The organism is Streptomyces europaeiscabiei (assembly GCF_036346855.1).
In the GTDB taxonomy this organism is placed as follows: Bacteria; Actinomycetota; Actinomycetes; order Streptomycetales; family Streptomycetaceae; genus Streptomyces; species Streptomyces europaeiscabiei.
The window spans coordinates 7,735,597-7,755,233 of the sequence record NZ_CP107841.1 but is presented as its reverse complement, the minus strand read 5'-3'; the positions used below and the strand labels follow the sequence as shown (position 1 = coordinate 7,755,233).

Below are 19,637 nucleotides of genomic sequence, written 5' to 3'. Positions count from 1 at the left end.
CGCGGAAACCGCTGTTCTCCTGCCGGTCCTGCCACTGTATGCAAGCGCGTGGACCCCTGGAGAAGTTCCCGGGCGTCGTACGCCGAGAGCGAGATGGGGGTTGCGGCGGGCGGTCACTGGTTACAGTCGGCGCACGCTGTTGACGCGGCGGCTCGGGAGCCCGTGCCCGGCGGTCGGCGCCGGGTCGTGTCGGGGTTGTCAGTGCGGCAGTCCACAATGGTGCGCGTCAGATCCCGTTCACGTCTCGGTGAAGTGAACCGGAGACGTGAGCGCGCCCCGTAGGTGAGCGACCAGAAAAAGAGGAGCCGGCAGCGATGGCCCGCCGCAGCACGAAGACCCCGCCGCCCGACGACGCGTTCGAGGAGCGGATCCTCGACATCGACGTCGTCGACGAGATGCAGGGCTCCTTCCTGGAGTACGCGTACTCGGTCATCTACTCCCGAGCCCTGCCGGACGCCCGTGACGGGCTGAAGCCGGTGCACCGCCGGATCGTCTACCAGATGAACGAGATGGGCCTGCGCCCCGACCGCGGCTATGTGAAGTGCGCCCGTGTCGTCGGCGAGGTCATGGGTAAGTTGCACCCGCACGGCGACTCGTCGATCTACGACGCCCTGGTGCGCCTCGCGCAGCCCTTCTCCATGCGGGTCCCCCTGATCGACGGCCACGGCAACTTCGGCTCACTGGGCAACGACGACCCGCCGGCCGCCATGCGGTATACCGAGTGCCGGATGGCCGACGCGACGAGCCTGATGACGGAGTCGATCGAGGAGAACACGGTCGACTTCTCCCCGAACTACGACGGCCAGGAGCAGGAGCCGGTGGCCCTGCCCGCCGCCTTCCCGAACCTGCTGGTCAACGGCGCGTCCGGCATCGCCGTCGGTATGGCCACCAACATGCCGCCGCACAACCTGGGCGAGGTCATCGCGGCCGCCCGCCACCTCATCCGGTATCCGAACGCCGACCTGGACACGCTGATGAAGCACGTCCCGGGCCCCGACCTGCCGACCGGCGGCCGGATCGTCGGCCTCTCCGGGATCAGGGACGCGTACGCGACGGGCCGCGGCACCTTCAAGATCCGCGCCACGGTCACGGTGGACAACGTGACGCCCCGCCGCAAGGGCCTGATCGTCACCGAGCTGCCGTTCACCGTCGGCCCGGAGAAGGTGATCGCCAAGATCAAGGACCTGGTCGGCTCGAAGAAGCTGCAGGGCATCGCCGACGTCAAGGACCTCACCGACCGCGCGCACGGCCTGCGTCTGGTCATCGAGATCAAGAACGGCTTCGTGCCGGAGGCGGTCCTGGAGCAGCTCTACAAACTGACGCCGATGGAGGAGTCCTTCGGCATCAACAACGTGGCCCTGGTCGACGGCCAGCCCCTCACGCTGGGCCTCAAGGAACTCCTGGAGGTCTACCTCGACCACCGCTTCGAGGTCGTGAGGCGCCGCTCGGAGTTCCGCCGCGGCAAGAAGCGCGACCGTCTTCACCTGGTCGAGGGTCTGCTCACCGCGCTGGTGGACATCGACGAGGTCATCCGTCTGATCCGCTCCAGCGACAACTCCGCGCAGGCCAAGGAGCGCCTGATCGAGCGCTTCTCCCTGTCGGACATCCAGACGCAGTACATCCTCGACACCCCGCTGCGCCGCCTCACCAGGTTCGACCGCATCGAGCTGGAGTCCGAGAAGGACAGGCTCAGCGCCGAGATCGCCGAGCTGACCCGCATCCTGGACTCGGACGCGGAGCTGCGCAAGCTGGTCTCCGGCGAACTGGCCGCGGTGGCCAAGAAGTTCGGCACCGAGCGCCGTACGGTGCTGCTGGAGTCCTCGGGCACCCAGGTGGCCGCGGTCCCGCTCCAGGTGGCGGACGACCCGTGCCGGGTGCTGCTGTCGTCCACGGGTCTACTGGCCCGTACGGCGAACGGCGAGCCCTTCGCGGCGGACGAGGACGGCAAGCGCGCCAAGCACGACGTCATCCTCTCGGCGGTCCCGGCGACGGCCCGGGGCGAGGTGGGCGCGGTGACCTCCACCGGCCGCCTGCTGCGCCTGAACGTGGTCGATCTGCCTCAGCTGCCGGACACGTCGGCGGCCCCCAACCTGTCGGGCGGCGCCCCGCTCGCAGAGTTCCTCTCCCTCCAGGACGGCGAGACGGTCATCTGTCTGATGACGCTCGACGAGTCGTCGCCGGGGCTGGCCATCGGCACCGAGCAGGGTGTCGTCAAGCGTGTGGTCCCCGACTACCCGGCCAACAAGGAGGAGCTGGAGGTCATCACGCTCAGGGAAGGTGACCGGATCGTCGGCGCCATCGAGCTGCGCACCGGCGAGGAGGACCTGGTCTTCATCACGGACGACGCCCAGTTGCTGCGTTACCAGGCCTCCCAGGTCCGCCCGCAGGGCCGCCCGGCCGGCGGTATGACCGGCATCAAGCTCACCGAGGGTGCGAAGGTCCTCTCCTTCTCCGCCATCGACCCGGCCGTCGACGCGGTCGTCTTCACGGTGGCGGGCTCCCGCGGCACCCTCGACGACTCCGTCCAGACCACGGCCAAGCTCACCCCCTTCGACCAGTACCCCCGCAAGGGCCGCGCCACGGGCGGCGTCCGCTGCCAGCGGTTCCTCAAGGGCGAGGACTGCCTCTCCGTCGCCTGGGCGGGCCCCGCACCGGCCCGCGCCGCCCAGAAGAACGGCACCCCGGCCGACCTCCCGGAGATGGACCCGCGCCGCGACGGCTCGGGCGTGTCCCTGGGCAAGACGGTGTCGTCGGTGGCGGGGCCGGTGTGAGCCGGAGGCCTCAGAGGCTGTCGTAGGAGGCCGGGGGACCGTCGGGCTCGTCGGGTTCCTCGGCCTCCGCTTCCCGTACGTAGCGCAGGACGCCCCACATGCCGTGCTCGTCGGCGTGTGGGGCGTCGTCCTTGCACGCCTCCAACTCCTTGCTCAGGGCCGTGCCGTCGATCCCCGCCCCGATGAGCACGAGCTGGCTGAGCCGTGGCTCGTCACCGTCCGCCCAGGGCTCGGGGTAGAACCGCAGGAACCGCCCGACGGCGTGCACGGCGTAACGGTTCCGGACGTCGCACGGCCCGAAGTCGACGTACCCCTTGACGCGGTAGAGCCCCTCGGATCTGCCGTCGAGGAAGTCCATGAGCCGCCGGGGGTTCATCGGGAGGTCGGAGACGAAGGCGACGCTGTCGTAGCCGGTGTGCAGATGCCCGGAGTGAGCGCCCTCCTCCCCGTCGTGGTCGTGTCGATGGAGATCGTCGAAGGAGAGCTGCCCGATGCGCTCCTCGGAGGGCCGGCAGTCGAAGAGGAGTTCGGGATCGATCCGCCCGTAGGTGGCGGGCACGACGGCCGCACGGTCACCGAGCGACCGGACGAGCGCCAGGACGCGCTCCCCGTCCTCCGCCCGGTCGAGCTTGTTGACGACCACGAGGTCGGCGATGGCCAGATGCCGGTCGATCTCGGGGTGCCGCTGCCGGGTCTCCGGGAACTCGGCCGCGTCCACGACTTCGACGAGCCCGCCGTACACCACCCGGGGATTCTCGCTGGCGAGGACCATCCGCACGAGCTCCTGCGGCTCGGCGAGACCACTCGCCTCGATGACGATGACATCGATCCCGGCGGACGGCTCGGCCAGCCGCTCCAGATAGACATCCAGCTCACTGACATCGACGGCACAGCACAGACACCCGTTGCCCAGCGACACGGTGGAGTCCCCGAGCGCCCCGGCCACCGCCATCGCGTCGATCTCGATCGCCCCGAAGTCATTGACGACGGCACCGATACGGCTGCCACCGCTGCGGTGGAGGAGGTGATTGAGCAGGGTGGTCTTGCCGGAACCGAGGAATCCGGCGAGGACGACGACCGGGATCTGCCGCGAACCCAGCGGACTCGGACCCGACGCCTGGCTCGACTGACTCAACAACGCGCCCTCTCTCACACCGTTGCGTGCGCCGGCTCACGGCCGACCACCGCACGAGGCCGGCTCGTGGACCGGCTCTCACCGGAACGCCGCAGCTCTCGCACGCCCATTGAATGCTGCCCCAGGATACGAGTGGGGGCGAACGCCCCGTGGAGTGAACGATTGTTAGCGGCGCCCGCGGGGCACACGTTGGGCATGGCGCCGGTTCGCGCGACCCGCACATCCCTCCGTGCGCCTCCTCTCCGCCTCCCAGCCGACCAGCGCTGCTCGGCGACACTGAGGCGGCAAGCGCCGCCCACCGCTCGCCGGTCCCCATCCCGTCGCCCCGCACCCGACGGCCGGCGGACGGCCGCCCGAACCGGGGGTTGACATGGCCACACAGAAATTTGAACCACGGAGGTGGAGCTCCGCCGCCACGGCGGGGCTCGCATGCGCGGCCGGGGTTCTCTTCGTCCTGGCCGCCCAGCAGCGCCGACTCGAACAACTGCGGCTGCGGGTCACCCGCGTAGAGCGGACCACCGGCCGGGACGCGAGGCTCGCGGAGCAGCAGCGCCTGCAGGCCTACCTCCTCGACAAGGCCCTCGACGACCCGGACCTCGCCGAGGTGCTGAGCACCGTCGACGAAGTGGATCCGCCCCGGCGACGCCAATACCTCTTCGCCAACGCGATGTACACCAACGCACTGCTCGCGTATCGCGTCGGCGTCGTCAACTGGGAGGAGCTCCACGGGCACCTTCGGGTGATCTGCCAGAGCGCCGTCTTTCGCGACTATTGGGACGCCACACGCCACCACCGGGCAAGCCTCAAAGAAGACTCGGAAGAAGCACGCGTGGGTCAAATGATGGACGCGCTCATCCACGATTTGGATGAAGCCGACACCGAGCGGTGGTGGGTCGTGGGTGAACCCCCCGCCGAGCCGAACCCTTGAGACGACAAGGTCAACGCCCTCTGTCGAGCGACCAGTTGGCGTAACCCTTCACCATTCGGGGCACTCGGCCTCGGCTAGCCTGTCCCCGCCAGTCACCAACGACACGCGAGGACCGGGATCCCCATTGAGAATCGTGCGCCGCATTGGCGCGTCCCCACGCGAACGAGGCAGCTTGTCCGGGGAGACGTGCCCCGACATCTTCGAGCTCAATAACGGCAACTTCGCCGTGATCGGGACGGAGGCCACAGCGACGCTCGACAGCGAGCTCCCCGCTGATGCCGCGCGCGGGGACCACGAGCGCATCGTGGTCATCAGCAGAGAGACGCTGCTTCGCGCCAAGGCTGAGATCCCCGACGCCTGACGCCCACCCGACGGGCAGCGAGTCCACCCCTGACTCGTTCCGTGCTGTACCGCCCCGCCGCCTGCGATCGCTGAGCGGCCCGGGGCCTTTCTGCTGAGCGGCGCAACACCCCGGACCTCGCTCGGCACTCCGACGCCAGGCCCGGCGCCAGAACGGCACCGGGCCTCACGTATGTCTCAGACCGCCGCAGGCACCGCCACCGGCGCGCCCGGCCCCACATACCGCGCCGCCGGACGAATGATCTTCGAGTCCTCCGCCTGTTCGAGGATGTTGGCGCTCCAGCCGACGGCGCGGGCGGCCGCGAAGGTCGGGGTGAACATCTCACGGGGCAGACCACAGAGTTCCATGACGACGCCGGCGTAGAACTCGACATTGGTGTGCAGGGCGCGACCGGGCTTCAGCTCGGCGAGGATCGACTCGACCTGGCGTTCCACCTCCACCGCGAAGGCGACCCGAGGGCCACCGAACTGCTCCGCGATGCCGCGAAGCATGCGGGAGCGAGGGTCCTCGGTGCGGTACACGGGGTGACCGAAGCCCATGATGCGGTCACCGGCGTGGACACGTTCACGGATCCAGGTGTCGATGCGATCGGGGGTGCCGATGACATCGAGGGTGTCCAGGGCGCGGCTCGGCGCACCGCCGTGGAGGGGGCCGGAGAGGGCACCCACGGCGCCCACGAGGCACGCGGCCACGTCCGCGCCCGTCGACGCGATGACTCGTGCCGTGAATGTTGATGCGTTGAATCCGTGGTCAATGGTTGAGATCAAGTATTGCTCGACCGCCCGCGCCCGGAGGGTGTCCGGTTCCGAACCGGTCAACATGTACAGGTAGTTCGCGGCGTACGGAAGGTCGTCCCGCGGCTCGATCGGGTCCAACCCCTGCCCCAGGCGGTACAGCGCCGTGAGCAGGGTCGGCACCGCCGCCGACGCGGCCAGCGCGTCCGCCCTGCGGCGGTCCGCGTCGAGGTCGTACACCGGCCGGAAGCCCTTGGACGCGCCGAACAGCGACAGGGCGGTACGGAGACCGGACAGCGGGCCCGAGCGGGCGCTCGCCGTCGCGATCGCGGGCAGTGCGGCCTGTACGTCGTCGGGCAGCCTGCGCAGGGGCCGGACGTGGCACGGCGAACGCGGTCCGCCGTGCCACGTCCGGCAGTTCGCCGTGGACCATCAGGTGCCAGACGTCCTCGAAGTCACGGGTCCGCGCGAGTTCGACGGCCGAGTACTGGCGGTAGTGGTAGAAGCCCTCCTGCCCCCTGACGTCACCCAATGAGGTGTCGGTGACGACGACGCCCGCGAGTCCGCGCGGGACGTCGACGGGGGTGGTTGCGACCCGGTTGATCAGCATGTCTCCTCCTTGAACTTGATTCGACTGTCCATGCTTGATTGAATCCCTGTCAATATTGATTGAATCAATATGCCGTCCATGCGGATACGGTGGCGTCCATGGAGGAGCAAGGCGATCGAGAATCGGCGGGGCCGGCGACCGGCCCCGCCCGCGCCGGCCGACGGCTCAGCACCAGGGAGACCGCCGAGTCGCTCGGTGTGAAACCGGAGACCGTGTACGCGTATGTGAGCCGCGGGCAGCTCAGCAGCGTGCGAGATCCCGCAGGGCGCGGAAGCACGTTCGACGCCGAGGAGGTGGCGGCGCTCGCGCGGCGCAACAGGCGGGAAAGCAGCGGGAGTCCGGCCACGGGAGGCGAGTTCGCCGTCCGTACCCGGCTCACTCTCATCGAGAAGGACCGCTACTACTTCCGCGGGGTCGACGCGACCGAACTCGCCGCGCGCCACTCCTACGAAGAGGTCGCCGAGTGGCTGTGGACCGGCAAGTTGCGGCCCGGCGTGACGTTCACCGCCCCGAAGGCATCCGTCACCGCCGCCCGCCGGGCGGTCGACGCGCTGCCGGAGCACACCGGCCCTCTAGACCGGCTGCGGGTGGCCGCGATCGCCGCCTCGGCGGCGGACCCGCTGCGCTTCGACCTCTCCGAGGAAGCGGTCCTCGGCACCGCGCGTACCCTCATTCCCACCCTCGTCGCCGCCCTCCCACCGGTCCTGCGCTCCCACCGCGACTCGGGCCCGCTCGCCGGCCGTCTGTGGGCCCGGCTCAGCGGCCGTACCCCCGACGAGGCGTCGCTGCGCGTCCTGGACACGGCGCTCGGCCTGCTCGTCGACCATGACCTGGCCGCCTCCACGCTCGCAGTCCGCGTCGCCGCGTCGGCCCGCGCCCACGCGTACGCGGCCGTCTCGGCCGGTCTCGGCGCCCTCGAAGGCCCATTGCACGGCGCGGCAGGCTCGCTCGCCCACCGGCTGCTCCTCGACGTACTGGACCACGGCAGCGCGGCCCCCGTGATCGCGGACGAACTGCGTGCCGGCCGCAGCATCCCCGGGCTCGGCCATCGCCTCTACGCGGGCGAGGATCCACGCGCGCGTGCCCTGTTCGCACTCCTGGAGGACATCCCCCACGCGGAACCGGCCCTCGCGGCCGCCCGCGACATCGTGGCGACCACCGCCCGCCACACACCGCTGCACGCCAATGTCGACCTGGCCCTCGCGGTCCTCACCACCTCCTTCGGCATGCCCTCGGCCGCGGGCGAGACGGTCTTCGCCGTGGCCCGCACGGCGGGCTGGATCGCCCACACCCTGGAGGAGTACGGGGAGCGTCCGCTGCGCATGCGCCCGAGCGGCCAGTACGTGGGGGCGCGGCCGCCCCAACCGCTCCCGGAGTGAGCGTTCGCCGCCTCCTCGCCCGCTCTCCACGACGCCCCGGGTCCCGAATGCACCCCTTGTGGACCCTGTTCGCACCCCTTCGGCCCGGCCGGAATTCGCTCGCGCCCAAGTCAGGTTAGGCTCACCTCTGTGAGTACGTGCACCTCCGCGTCCCGACACCTCGGCGAGCCTCTCGCGGGGACCGCCGCCACGGCGAGGACATGGCTGCTGCTGGAACAACCCGGCCCCTGGGGCGTCAAGGCGCTCACGTCGAGCCACCTGGACCCCGCAATCGGCCGCGCCCTCGAAACCGCGGCGGAGGGCACCGGCGTACGCGTGGCGCTCATCCGGCGCCCCGGCCGCCACGCGGACTGCCGCGAGGTCCGCGAGCGCCGCGTGTACGTCGCCCACACCGTGCCCGGGAACGTGTGGCTGCACAGCGCCACGACGACCGATCCCGAGCAGCTGCTCGACCTCGACCTCACCGCCCTCGGCAGGGGCGACCACCGCACCTTCGGGACGGCTCTGCGGGGTCGGCCCCACACCGGCGCCCCCCTCGCGCTCGTCTGCACCAACGGCAAGCGCGACCGCTGCTGCGCGCTCCTCGGCCGGCCGCTCGCCGCCGAACTGGCCGCCTCCGGAGTCGAGGGCACCTGGGAGGTCACCCATCTGGGCGGTCACCGCTTCTCGCCCACCGTGCTCGTGCTGCCCTTCGGCTACATCTACGGCCGCGCCGAGGCCCACCACGTCAAGGAGGTCCTCCAAGGCGTGCGGGAAGGCCGCGTCGTCACCGAGGGGTGCCGCGGGAGCTCCGCTTGGAAGCGCCCCGGGCAGGCGGCGGAGCTGGCGGTGCGTACGGAGACGGGCGAGGACGCGGCCGACTCGCTCACCGTGCTCCGCACGGCGGGCTCGGCGCCCCACTGGGACGTGACCGTCGCCCACACAGACGGCCGCCGCTGGACCGTCGCCGTCTCCCAGGGCGCCGCCCAGCCGCCCCGCCCGGAGAGCTGCGGCTCCGCACTGGGCTCCCCGGCGAGGATGGACGTGCTGACCGTACGAGAGCTGTCCCCGGCCGCGGTCACGCGCTAGCCGACCGACGGCCTGTCACGGCGGAGCCGACAGGCCACCCGGCCTCAGCCCCGACCCTGGTCCCGTCGCCGTACAAACACCCCGCACCTGAGATCCCTGCCACACCCCTCTACGGCCGGACCACCCCGTCCACGTACCTTCATGGGTATGAGCCCCACTCCCCCCGCACGCCGCCTGCGTCTCGGCATGCCGCGGCGGGCGTTCTCGCAGGTTCTGCTGATGCAGGTGGCGATCGCCGCCGGTGTCGCCGTCCTCGCGACCGGGCTGTTCCTCGCGCCGCTCAGCGAACAGCTGGACGACCAGGCGATGCGCCGGGCCCTCGCGATCGCGCAGACCACTGCGGTCCAGCCGCAGATCGCTCAGGACCTGGTGTCGACGCGACCGTCCGTGACCGGCCCCGTTCAGGTCGAGGCCGAGCGGATCCGGAAGGCCAGCGGAGCCGAGTACGTGGTCGTGATGGACAGGGTCGGGGTGCGCTGGTCGCACCCCGACCCGGCGGAGATCGGCGGGCTGGTCTCGACGGACCCGCGCCGCGCCCTGGCCGGGAACGAGGTCATGGAGATCGACTCGGGGACGCTGGGGCGCTCCGCCCGGGGCAAGGTGCCACTGCGTGACGCCGACGGGAAGATCGTCGGCGCCGTCTCGGTCGGCATCGAGTACGACAATGTGCGCGCCCGGCTCATCCACGCGATCCCCGGGCTCCTCGCGTACGCCGGCGGAGCCATGGCCGTCGGGGCGCTGGCCGCGTATCTGATCTCCCGGCGGGTCCACCGCCAGACCCGTGACCTGGCCTTCTCCGACATTGCGGGGCTGCTGGCGGAGCGCGAGGCGATGCTGCACGGCATCCGGGAGGGCGTGGTCGCGCTGGACCGCGCCGGGCACGTACGCCTCCTGAACGACGAGGCGCGGCGGCTGCTCGGGATAGGCGACGAGGCGGTCGGCAGGTCGCTCGACGACGCGCTCGGCCCCGGCCGTACGACCGATGTACTGGCGGGCCGGGTCACGGGCACCGATCTGCTGACTGTGCGCGGTCAGCGCGTGCTGGTCGCCAACCGCATGCCCACCGACGACGGTGGCGCCGTCGCCACCCTGCGCGACCGCACCGAGCTGGAGCAGCTCGGCCGCGAACTCGACTCCACGCGCGGTCTGACGGATGCCCTGCGTGCCCAGGACCACGAGCACGCCAACCGGATGCACACGCTCCTCGGCCTGCTCGAACTGGAGCTGTACGACGAGGCCGTGGATTTCGTCGGCGAGGTGGTCGGCGACCATCGGGCGACCGCCGAGCAGGTCACCGAGAAGATCCACGATCCGCTGCTCGCCGCGGTACTGGTCGGCAAGGCGACGGTCGCGGCCGAGCGCGGAGTGGCCCTGTCGGTCGCGGGCGGCACGATGCTGCCGGACCGGCTGATCGACCCCCGTGGGCTGGTCACCGTCGTCGGCAACCTCGTCGACAACGCCTTGGACGCCGTCGCGGGTACGCCGCACGCGCGCGTGGAGGTCGATCTGCGCGCCGAGGGGCGTACGGCGATCCTCCGGGTCCGCGACACCGGCCCCGGAGTCCCGCCCGACAAGCGGGAGTTGATCTTCACGGAGGGCTGGTCGACCAAGGCGCCGCCGGCCCATCGCGAGCGCGGCATCGGGCTCTGTCTGGTGCGTCGGCTCGCCGAGCGGCAGGGGGGCAGCGCCCGGGTCACGGAGGCACCGGGCGGCGGCGCGGAGTTCACCGTCGTCCTGCCGGACGCACTCGCGGAGCAGGGCCTGGTGACGCCGGCGCCCACACCGACGCCCATCTCCACGGCACCCGACGACGAGCCGGCCCGGCAGGACGAGCCGACGGCCGGCCGCGACGGACGACCGGGCCCCGAACGTGAGCCCGAAGCCGCCACCACAGCCGCCGACAAGGAGTCGCGATGATCGAGGTCCTGATCGTGGACGACGACACCGGAGTCGCCCGCGTCAATGCCGCCTACGTGGCGAAGGTCGCCGGTTTCCACGTCGCCGGTGTGGCCCACAACGCGGCCGAGGCGTTGCACCGGTTGGAGACGTTGCCCCACGTGGACCTGGTTCTCCTGGACCACTATCTGCCGGACGACACCGGGCTCATGGTGGTCCAGGAGATGCGGCGCCGGGGCCACCAGAGCGACGTGATCATGGTGACGGCGGCCCGCGACGTCTCGACCGTCCAGGCCGCGATGCGCCAGGGCGCGCTCCAGTACCTGGTCAAACCGTTCGCGTTCGCCGGGCTGCGGGCGAAGCTGGAGGCGTACGCGGAGCTGCGGCGCACCCTGGACGGCGGTGGCGAGGCCGAACAGGCCGAGGTGGACCGGATCTTCGGCGCTCTCTCGGCAGGCGGCGAACCGGACCTGCCCAAGGGCCACTCCCCCACCACCACCGAGTTGGTACGCCGCGCCCTGATGACCGCCGAGGGCGCGCTGTCCGCCCAGGAGATCGCCGAACGGACCGGCCTGAGCCGCCAGACCGCCCAGCGCTATCTGAAGCTCCTGGAACGCACGGGACGGGCCCGGCTGACCCTGAAGTACGGCGACGCCGGCCGTCCCGAGCACCGCTACGAGTGGGCGACCCGCCCCTGAGGAGCCCTCGCCAGGCCCTCACACACGCCTCCATGGGCCGTACTCCCTCGTAACGTCGCCCTGACCGTCACACCGCTCCCGCGCCCGTCAGCGACCGCACCTCGGTCTCCGCGTGCTTCGCCTTGTCCGGGGGCTCGGCCGACAGGACCGTGCCGAGCCAGCCCGCGAGGAAGCCCAGCGGGATGGAGACGAGGCCCGGGTTCTGCAACGGGAAGTACTGGAAGTCGGCGCCGGGGAACAGCGAGTCGGCGCTCCCCGACACGACGGGAGACAACAGCACGAGAACCACGGAAGGGATCAGTCCCCCGTACACGGACCACACCGCGCCGCGGGTGGTGAAGCCGCGCCAGAACAGCGAGTACAGCAGCACGGGCAGATTGGCGGAGGCGGCGACCGCGAAGGCGAGGCCGACGAGAAAGGCCACGTTGAGGTCCTTGGCGAGCAGCCCGAGCCCGATCGCGACCACGCCGATACCCACGGCCGCCGTACGTGCCACGGTGACCTCGCTGCGCGGCTTCGAACGCCTGCGCCGCAGCGACGCGTACAGGTCGTGGGCGACGGATGCCGACGAGGCGAGGGTGATGCCGGCGACGACCGCGAGGATCGTGGCGAAGGCGATGGCGGCGACGACCGCGAACAGAACCGTTCCGCCGGTGGAGTCCGCGCCACCGCCCAGATCGAGGGCCAGCAACGGCACCGCTGTGTTCCCAGCCGCGTTGGAGCCCCGTACGGCATCCGGGCCGACGATGGCGGCCGCACCGAAGCCCAGCACGATCGTCATCAGATAGAAGCCGCCGATGAGCCCGATCGACCAGACCACCGAGCGGCGTGCGGCCCGCGCGGTGGGCACCGTGTAGAAGCGCGACAGGATGTGCGGCAGTCCGGCCGTGCCCAGCACCAGAGCGAGTCCGAGGCTGATGAAGTCCGAGCGCGCGACCCAGTCACCGCCGTACTTCAACCCGGGCGCGAGGAAGGCATCGCCGTGTCCGCTGCGTTCGGCCGCCGTCCGTAGCAACTGGTCGAAGTCGCCGTGGAACCGCACCAGTACGAGGACGGTGAGCGCGATCGCCCCGCCCATCAGCAGGACCGCCTTCACGATCTGGATCCAGGTGGTGGCCCGCATCCCTCCCAACGACACATAGACGACCATGAGCGCACCGACGCCGATGACCGTCCAGGCCTGCGCCGCCTCGCCCTCTCCCCCCAGCAGCAGCGCGACGAGGGTGCCCGCTCCCACCATCTGCGCCACCAGGTAGAGAACGGACACGGTCACCGAGGAAGTTCCCGCCGCGATCCGCACCGGTCGCTCGCTCATGCGCGCCGCGACCACGTCCGCGAGTGTGAACCGCCCGCAGTTGCGCACCAGTTCGGCCACCAGGAACAGCACCACGAGCCAGGCGACCAGGAAGCCCACCGAGTAGAGCAGCCCGTCGTACCCGAAGAGCGCGATGAGCCCGGAGATACCGAGGAACGACGCGGCGGACATGTAGTCGCCCGCGATGGCAAAACCATTCTCCATCGGCGAGAACAGCCGCCCGCCGACGTAGAACTCCTCCGCCGAGCCATGCCGATTGCGGCTCACCCACGTCGTGATGCCCAACGTGACTGCCACGAACGCGCTGAACAGCAGCAGCGCCAGCGTCTGATGGTCGGCGGTCACCGCTCGCCCCCTCTGACGCCGCGCGTCAACTCCTGGGTGTCCCACCGCAGATCGAGCGCCGCCCGGTCCCGGCGCAGCCTGGCGTGCCGCGCATACGCCCAGGTGAACAGGAACGTCGTGAGGAACTGTCCGAGCCCCGCCAGCATCGCCACGTTCACCGCGCCCACCACCGGTCGTGCCATCAGCCCGGGGGCGGTGGTAGCCGTCACGACATACGCCACGTACCAGCTGAAGAAGACGGCGACGCCCGGGATCACGAACCTGCGGTAACGGCTGCGGACCTCCTGGAAGGCCGCACTCCGCTGGACCTCCAGATAGACGTCCGCCGCGCCCCCGCCCCGGCTCTCCCGCGCCTCGACCGCGACCGGGGTCGGCCCGCCCGTGCCGTCCAACTCCCCCCAGCCGGAGGCCAGCGCGTCGTACCACGGATCGTCGAACCGCACGTCCTCGCCGGCGAGGACGTGCCCCTCGTGCTGCTCAACCGGGCTCTCTGAACCGCTCCCGCGTCGGCGGGGACGGCCGGTGCTTGACTGCATGCCCAAGCATGGACAGAACGGAAAGACCCCCGCCGTACCTCTTCACGATTATTCACCCCATCAGGTGAAGCCCCGGCCAGCCTCCCCCACCCGGGGCAGTCATGCCCGACCGAACGCGCACCCCGACGGCGGATGGGCCGCGCACGGCGAGAAGGGGGCGCGTCGGGGGGTGTCCGCCCGCAGCGGTCGACGCGTCAGCACGTCCGACTTCCCAGCCGACCGATTCCGACTTCCCCAGCCGACCGATTCCGCGCCGTTCCCAGGACGGACACCCCACGGCGCGCCTCCGACCCACCATCGGACCGAAGGCACCCCGGCCGGCCGAGCCGGCGCAGCGGCTAAGCGTCGATGCGCGACCGGTCCAGCGTCGCCGCCGAGCTGGAGATGAACTCCTTGCGCGGCGCCACGTCGTTCCCCATCAGTAGATCGAACACCTGTTCCGCGGCCTCCAGGTCCGACAGGTTGATCCGCCGGAGTGTCCGGTGCCTCGGATCCATCGTCGTCTCCGCCAGCTGGTCCGCGTCCATCTCGCCGAGGCCCTTGTAGCGCTGGATGGAGTCCTTGTACCGGACACCCTTGCTCTGGAACTCCAGCAGTTTGTCGCGCAGCTCACGGTCCGAGTACGTGTAGACGTACTTGTCCTGCCCCTTCTTGGGCTGGACAAGCTCGATCCGGTGCAGCGGCGGCACGGCCGCGAAGACCCGGCCCGCCTCGACCATCGGCCGCATGTACCGCTGGAAGAGCGTCAGCAACAGGCACCGGATGTGCGACCCGTCCACATCGGCGTCGGTCATCATGATGATCTTGCCGTAGCGCGCCGCGTCGATATCAAACGTACGCCCGGATCCGGCCCCTATGACCTGGATGATCGCGCCGCACTCGACGTTCTTGAGCATGTCCGTCACGGACGACTTCTGAACGTTGAGGATCTTGCCCCGGATCGGCAGCAGCGCCTGGAACTCGGAGTTCCGCGCGAGCTTCGCCGTGCCGAGCGCCGAGTCTCCCTCGACGATGAACAACTCGCTGCGCTCGACGTCGTCACTGCGGCAGTCGGCGAGCTTGGCGGGCAGGGACGAGGACTCCAGGGCCGTCTTGCGGCGCTGCGCGTCCTTGTGCTGACGTGCGGCGATGCGCGTGCGGGCGGCGGCGACCGCCTTCTCCATGACGACCCGCGCCTGAGCGGCGGCGTCCCGCTTCGTGGAGGTCAGGAAGGCCTTGAGCTCCTTGGTGACGACCTGCGTCACGATGCGCCGGGCCGCCGAGGTGCCGAGGACCTCCTTGGTCTGGCCCTCGAACTGCGGTTCGGCGAGCCGCACCGTGACGACGGCGGTGAGGCCCTCCAGAGCGTCGTCCTTGACGACGTCGTCCTCGGCGACGCGCAGCATCTTCTTGGCGCGCAGCACCTCGTTCATGGTGGCGGCCACGGCCTGTTCGAAGCCCGCGACATGGGTACCGCCCTTGGGGGTGGCGATGATGTTCACGAACGACTTGAGGGTCGTGTCGTAGCCGGTGCCCCAGCGCATGGCGACGTCGACACCGAGCTCGCGGGTGACCTGGGTGGGCGTCATCTGGCCGTGTTCGTCCAGGACGGGCACGGTCTCCCTGAAGGTGCCCTGCCCGTAGAAGCGGAGGACGTCGCAGACCGGCTTGTCGGATGCCAGGTACTCGCAGAACTCACTGATGCCGCCGTCGAACCGGAACGACTCCTCGCCCTTGCTGCCGCCCTCTCCGAGGCCGAACTCGTCACGGACCACGATCGTCAGTCCGGGCACGAGGAAGGCGGTCTGGCGGGCACGCTGGTGCAGGTGCTCCAGCGAGAGCTTGGCGTCCTTGAGGAAGATCTGGCGGTCGGCCCAGTAGCGCACGCGTGTGCCGGTGCGCGTCTTGGGGATCCGCTTGCCCTTGCGCAGGCCACCGGTCTCGAACTTGGCGTCCGAACCGATGCCCGCGAAGGAGCCGGGCACGCCGCGCCGGAAGCTGATGGCGTGGGTACTGCCGTTGCGGTCGACCTCGACGTCCAGGCGGGCGGAGAGCGCGTTCACCACGGAGGCGCCCACGCCGTGCAGACCGCCGGAGGCGGCGTACGAGCCGCCGCCGAACTTGCCACCGGCGTGCAGCTTGGTCATCACGACCTCGACCCCGGACAGGCCGGTCTTGGGCTCGACGTCGACCGGGATGCCCCGGCCGTTGTCCCGCACCTCCACGGAGGCGTCGTCGTGGAGGATGACATCGATGTGGTCGCAGTAGCCCCCCAGGGCCTCGTCCACCGAGTTGTCGATGATCTCCCAGAGACAGTGCATCAGGCCTCGACTGTCGGTCGAGCCGATGTACATGCCGGGGCGCTTCCGCACGGCCTCGAGCCCCTCGAGGACAAGCAGGTGCCGCGCGGTGTAGTTGGAACCGTCCCGGTCTGCTCCGGTCAGCAGGGCTGTGGACGGCACGGACGTATCGGCGGTCACGCGGTTCGCTCCTCGCTGAATTTCAGGTGGGGCCCATTTGGGTAAGGGGCCGGGCTCTGTAGCCGTTCCGAGGGTACCGAGGCCTGGTAGAGCCGTTGTCACGCCACCCTCGTCCGAAACTCAGAGTAGTCCAGAGTCGCATACGCGTTCGATCCCTCGATGGGGTGAAGTACATATCACGTTCCCTTCGGGGCATGAACCATTTAGGCTCCGGGCACGTCCTCATGAACAACCGGCAACCCAGCCGGGAGGACCGTACAACCGAAAGAACAACCACCAGAACCATCGACCGACAGCGCGAAGCCCGTACGACACGAAGACACGCACTACGGCTCATTCGCCGCCAACCGGCAGCAGACAGCCGGCCCGGAAAGATTTTTTCGAGTTAAAGCCGCGAGCGGGAACGTTTTCGGCCTGGTTGGATGTTGACCCTGGTACGACAGCTCGTCGAGCTAGAGAAGAGGCGACGTGACTACTGTTCTGACCCCCGCGACCCCGCTGACGGCCGCTGACCGATGCGACCGCTGCGGCGCCCAGGCCTACCTGCGCGTCGTCCTGCTGAGCGGTGGAGAGCTGCTGTTCTGCGCCCACCACGGCCGCAAGTTCGAGCCGGAGCTCAAGAAGATCGCCGCGGAGATACAGGACGAGACGGAGCGGCTCACGGCCGCTCCCGCGACCGCGGAAGAGGACGAGCGCTGACGCTTCGCACCCACGACGAGCCGCCACCGGCTCGAGGCCGGTGACCGGGCGGCCACTCCCGTACCCACGGGGTGGCCGCCCGCTCTCGTGCCGCACATCACGTGCGGCCGCGTACCCGCGCCTCAGCGGCTCCCCTCGAGCACCCGGGCCATGTACGAGCCCCTGGTGTAGACGCCGGGGTTCCCGGCGAGCCCACAGCCGCTGCCCCACGACACGAGCCCGATCAGCTTCCCCTGGGCGACGAGCGGCCCTCCGCTGTCCCCCTGGCAGGCGTCCCGGCCGCCGTCCTGCTCCCCGGCGCACACCATGGAACCGGACTGGTATCTGCCCTCGGCGCTGCCCGGATAGGCCCTCTCGCAGACGTCGTCGGCCAGCACCTTCACCGGTGCGGCCCGCAGGCCCTGGGCATAGTCGCCGGCGGCGGTGGTGTCCCCCCAGCCGTAGACCGCAGCCTGTGTGCCAGGCGCGTACGCGGCGTCGTCGGCCCCCGCCAATGCGATGACAGAGCTCTCGGGCAGCGGTGAGACGAGAGTCACGACAGCAAAGTCCCCGGCGTTCGTGTAGGGGTCGTACTCCGGGTTCACCCAGGCGCCGCTCACCGCGATCTCCTGACCCTCGGCCGACTGCAGCTCGGCACGGCCCGCGATGATCCGCAGATCGGCGACCCGTTCCGGAGGATCTCCCAGCACGTCCTCGCTGAGGCAGTGGGCGGCCGTCAGAACGGTCGAGCGGCCGACCACGACACCGCCGCAGAACTGCCCTGCCCGCGTACCCCCGAACCGGTCACGGCTGGACAGCGCCACCGTCCAGGGCGCCTGGGAGATCTCGACCGGATGACCGCCGATGACGACCTCGGCCGTCGCCGGTGGCGGTGACGCCAGCGGTATGACGGCCGTGGTGGCCGCGACGGCCAGCAGTCGGGCGAACGATCGACGCATGCGCACTCCTCACTCCGGGACATGGATGGCACACCCAGAGTGATCCACCGGATCGGCTTCCGCATACCGCACACACGCCGAAGGCCCGGCTCCTTCGAGGGAACCGGGCCTTCAGACCGACCGGGCCGACGGATGCCGTGCCGTCTAGTCGAGGTAGTCGCGCAGCACCTGGGAACGGGACGGGTGGCGCAGCTTCGACATCGTCTTGGACTCGATCTGGCGGATGCGCTCACGCGTGACGCCGTACACCTTGCCGATCTCGTCGAGGGTCTTCGGCTGCCCGTCGGTGAGGCCGAAGCGCATGGAGACGACGCCCGCCTCACGCTCGGAGAGCGTGTCGAGCACCGAGTGCAGCTGCTCCTGCAGGAGCGTGAAGCTGACCGCGTCGGCCGGTACGACGGCTTCGGAGTCCTCGATGAGGTCACCGAACTCGCTGTCGCCGTCCTCGCCCAGCGGGGTGTGCAGCGAGATGGGCTCGCGGCCGTACTTCTGGACCTCGATGACCTTCTCGGGGGTCATGTCGAGCTCCTTGGCCAGCTCCTCCGGAGTGGGCTCGCGGCCCAGGTCCTGGAGCATCTGGCGCTGGACGCGCGCGAGCTTGTTGATGACCTCGACCATGTGCACCGGGATACGGATGGTGCGGGCCTGGTCGGCCATGGCGCGGGTGATCGCCTGACGGATCCACCAGGTGGCGTACGTGGAGAACTTGTAGCCCTTGGTGTAGTCGAACTTCTCGACCGCGCGGATCAGACCGAGGTTGCCCTCCTGGATGAGGTCCAGGAAGAGCATGCCGCGGCCGGTGTAGCGCTTGGCCAGGGAGACCACCAGACGGAGGTTGGCCTCCAGGAGGTGGTTCTTGGCGCGGCGGCCGTCCTCGGCGATGATCTCCAGCTCGCGCTTGAGCTTGGGGGCGAGCTTGTCGGCGTTGGCCAGCTTGTCCTCGGCGAACAGACCGGCCTCGATGCGCTTGGCGAGCTCGACCTCCTGCTCGGCGTTGAGCAGCGGGACCTTGCCGATCTGCTTGAGGTAGTCCTTGACCGGGTCGGCGGTGGCACCGGCGGCGGCGACCTGCTGGGCGGGCGCGTCGTCCTCGTCCTCGTCGGACAGCACGAAACCGGCGTTCTCGGTGCCCTCGGGCTCCTCACCGGGCTTGCCGCCGGGAGTCTCCTCGATGGCCTCTTCGTCGACGAGCTCGGCGTCGTCCTTCTTGCCGGTGGTCTTCTTGGCCGCCGTCTTCTTGGCCGCGACGGTCTTCTTGGCGGGGGCCGCCTTCTTGGCGACCGCCTTCTTCGCTGCGGCCTTCCTGGCGGGTGTGGCGTCCTCGGCGGAGGCATCGGCCGTGGGCACCGCGGGAGCGGCTGTGGCGGTGGCCTTCTTGGTGGTCACCGTCTTCGCCGCGACCGTCTTGGTGGCGGTGCGCTTGGCCGGACTCTTCGCTGCGACGCTCTTTCGGGTGCGCTTGGGTTCCGCGGCACTGACCATCAGCGTCACACCCTCTTCCTCGAGGATCTGGTTGAGGCTGCGCAGTACGTTCTTCCACTGAGTGGCCGGAATCTGGTCAGCTTCGAAGGCCCGACGCACATCGTCGCCGGCGATCTGCCCCTCAGCCTTTCCCCGCTCAATGAGCGCCATGACAGAGACGGACTCGGCGATCTCCGGCGGGAGCGTACGGGATGTGCTGGCCGACACGAACAACCTCTCGGAACGTTGGAAAACGGCTTCCGGCCCCGTCCACTGCGGACAGGAGCCGACCACCGGCTTGGGA

General features: G+C 70.1%; 14 protein-coding genes and 1 pseudogene. 8 read left to right on the top strand and 7 right to left on the bottom strand.

The annotated features are described in order from the left end of the window. Window positions 1-314: 314 nt before the first annotated feature. Window positions 315-2,771: a DNA gyrase/topoisomerase IV subunit A gene (locus tag OG858_RS33840; protein WP_319064332.1), complete on the top strand. Its 2,457-nt coding sequence runs from the start codon at window positions 315-317 to the stop codon at window positions 2,769-2,771. A 10-nt stretch (window positions 2,772-2,781) separates the two neighbouring features. On the opposite strand, the gene OG858_RS33835 is transcribed toward OG858_RS33840, so the two are convergent. After that, on the bottom strand, window positions 2,782-3,906 hold the full coding sequence (locus OG858_RS33835) for a CobW family GTP-binding protein (RefSeq protein WP_086747294.1): 1,125 nt from the start codon (window positions 3,904-3,906) through the stop codon (window positions 2,782-2,784). Between the two features lie 370 nt (window positions 3,907-4,276). On the opposite strand from OG858_RS33835, the gene OG858_RS33830 reads away from it, so the two are divergent. Further along, window positions 4,277-4,834, top strand: coding sequence for a DUF6082 family protein (locus tag OG858_RS33830; protein WP_319064330.1), 558 nt, complete (start codon window positions 4,277-4,279; stop codon window positions 4,832-4,834). Window positions 4,835-4,958: 124 nt separating this feature from the next. Continuing rightward, a complete protein-coding gene (locus OG858_RS33825; RefSeq protein ID WP_086747296.1) occupies window positions 4,959-5,195 on the top strand; it encodes a hypothetical protein in 237 nt (78 codons plus the stop codon). A gap of 176 nt (window positions 5,196-5,371) precedes the next feature. On the opposite strand, the pseudogene OG858_RS33820 reads toward OG858_RS33825, so the two are convergent. Then, window positions 5,372-6,539: pseudogene (locus OG858_RS33820) on the bottom strand (citrate synthase/methylcitrate synthase). A gap of 98 nt (window positions 6,540-6,637) precedes the next feature. On the opposite strand from OG858_RS33820, the gene OG858_RS33815 reads away from it, so the two are divergent. From OG858_RS33815 to OG858_RS33800, 4 genes are all read left to right on the top strand, one after another. Beyond that, window positions 6,638-7,918, top strand: coding sequence for a citrate synthase (locus OG858_RS33815; protein WP_327725065.1), 1,281 nt, complete (start codon window positions 6,638-6,640; stop codon window positions 7,916-7,918). A gap of 129 nt (window positions 7,919-8,047) precedes the next feature. Next, a complete protein-coding gene (locus OG858_RS33810) occupies window positions 8,048-8,986 on the top strand; it encodes a sucrase ferredoxin (RefSeq protein ID WP_327725064.1) in 939 nt (312 codons plus the stop codon). A 147-nt stretch (window positions 8,987-9,133) separates the two neighbouring features. Next, window positions 9,134-10,903 carry a sensor histidine kinase gene (locus tag OG858_RS33805; protein WP_327725063.1) on the top strand — a complete coding sequence of 590 codons (1,770 nt, stop codon included), beginning with the start codon at window positions 9,134-9,136 and terminating at the stop codon, window positions 10,901-10,903. Beyond that, window positions 10,900-11,580, top strand: coding sequence for a response regulator (locus tag OG858_RS33800; RefSeq protein ID WP_037700841.1), 681 nt, complete (start codon window positions 10,900-10,902; stop codon window positions 11,578-11,580). The genes OG858_RS33805 and OG858_RS33800 overlap by 4 nt, the downstream gene beginning before the upstream one ends. Before the next feature lie 67 nt (window positions 11,581-11,647). Here OG858_RS33800 and OG858_RS33795 read toward each other — a convergent pair whose 3' ends face one another. From OG858_RS33795 to OG858_RS33785, 3 genes are all read right to left on the bottom strand, one after another. Next, a complete protein-coding gene (locus OG858_RS33795) occupies window positions 11,648-13,240 on the bottom strand; it encodes a solute symporter family protein (RefSeq protein WP_086747301.1) in 1,593 nt (530 codons plus the stop codon). After that, window positions 13,237-13,776 (bottom strand): DUF485 domain-containing protein, encoded by a 540-nt coding sequence (locus OG858_RS33790; protein WP_179200870.1) that lies wholly within the window; start codon window positions 13,774-13,776, stop codon window positions 13,237-13,239. Before OG858_RS33790 ends, OG858_RS33795 begins: the two co-directional genes overlap by 4 nt. A gap of 338 nt (window positions 13,777-14,114) precedes the next feature. Further along, window positions 14,115-16,235: a DNA gyrase/topoisomerase IV subunit B gene (locus OG858_RS33785; RefSeq protein ID WP_086747302.1), complete on the bottom strand. Its 2,121-nt coding sequence runs from the start codon at window positions 16,233-16,235 to the stop codon at window positions 14,115-14,117. Window positions 16,236-16,703: 468 nt separating this feature from the next. On the opposite strand from OG858_RS33785, the gene OG858_RS33780 reads away from it, so the two are divergent. Then, a complete protein-coding gene (locus OG858_RS33780; protein ID WP_013000244.1) occupies window positions 16,704-16,934 on the top strand; it encodes a DUF7455 domain-containing protein in 231 nt (76 codons plus the stop codon). Window positions 16,935-17,056: 122 nt separating this feature from the next. On the opposite strand, the gene OG858_RS33775 is transcribed toward OG858_RS33780, so the two are convergent. Beyond that, entirely contained in the window at window positions 17,057-17,872 is an 816-nt protein-coding gene (locus tag OG858_RS33775) for a S1 family peptidase (RefSeq protein WP_086747303.1), read from the bottom strand. Between the two features lie 144 nt (window positions 17,873-18,016). Beyond that, on the bottom strand, window positions 18,017-19,561 hold the full coding sequence (locus OG858_RS33770) for an RNA polymerase sigma factor (protein WP_086747308.1): 1,545 nt from the start codon (window positions 19,559-19,561) through the stop codon (window positions 18,017-18,019). Window positions 19,562-19,637: the final 76 nt, after the last annotated feature.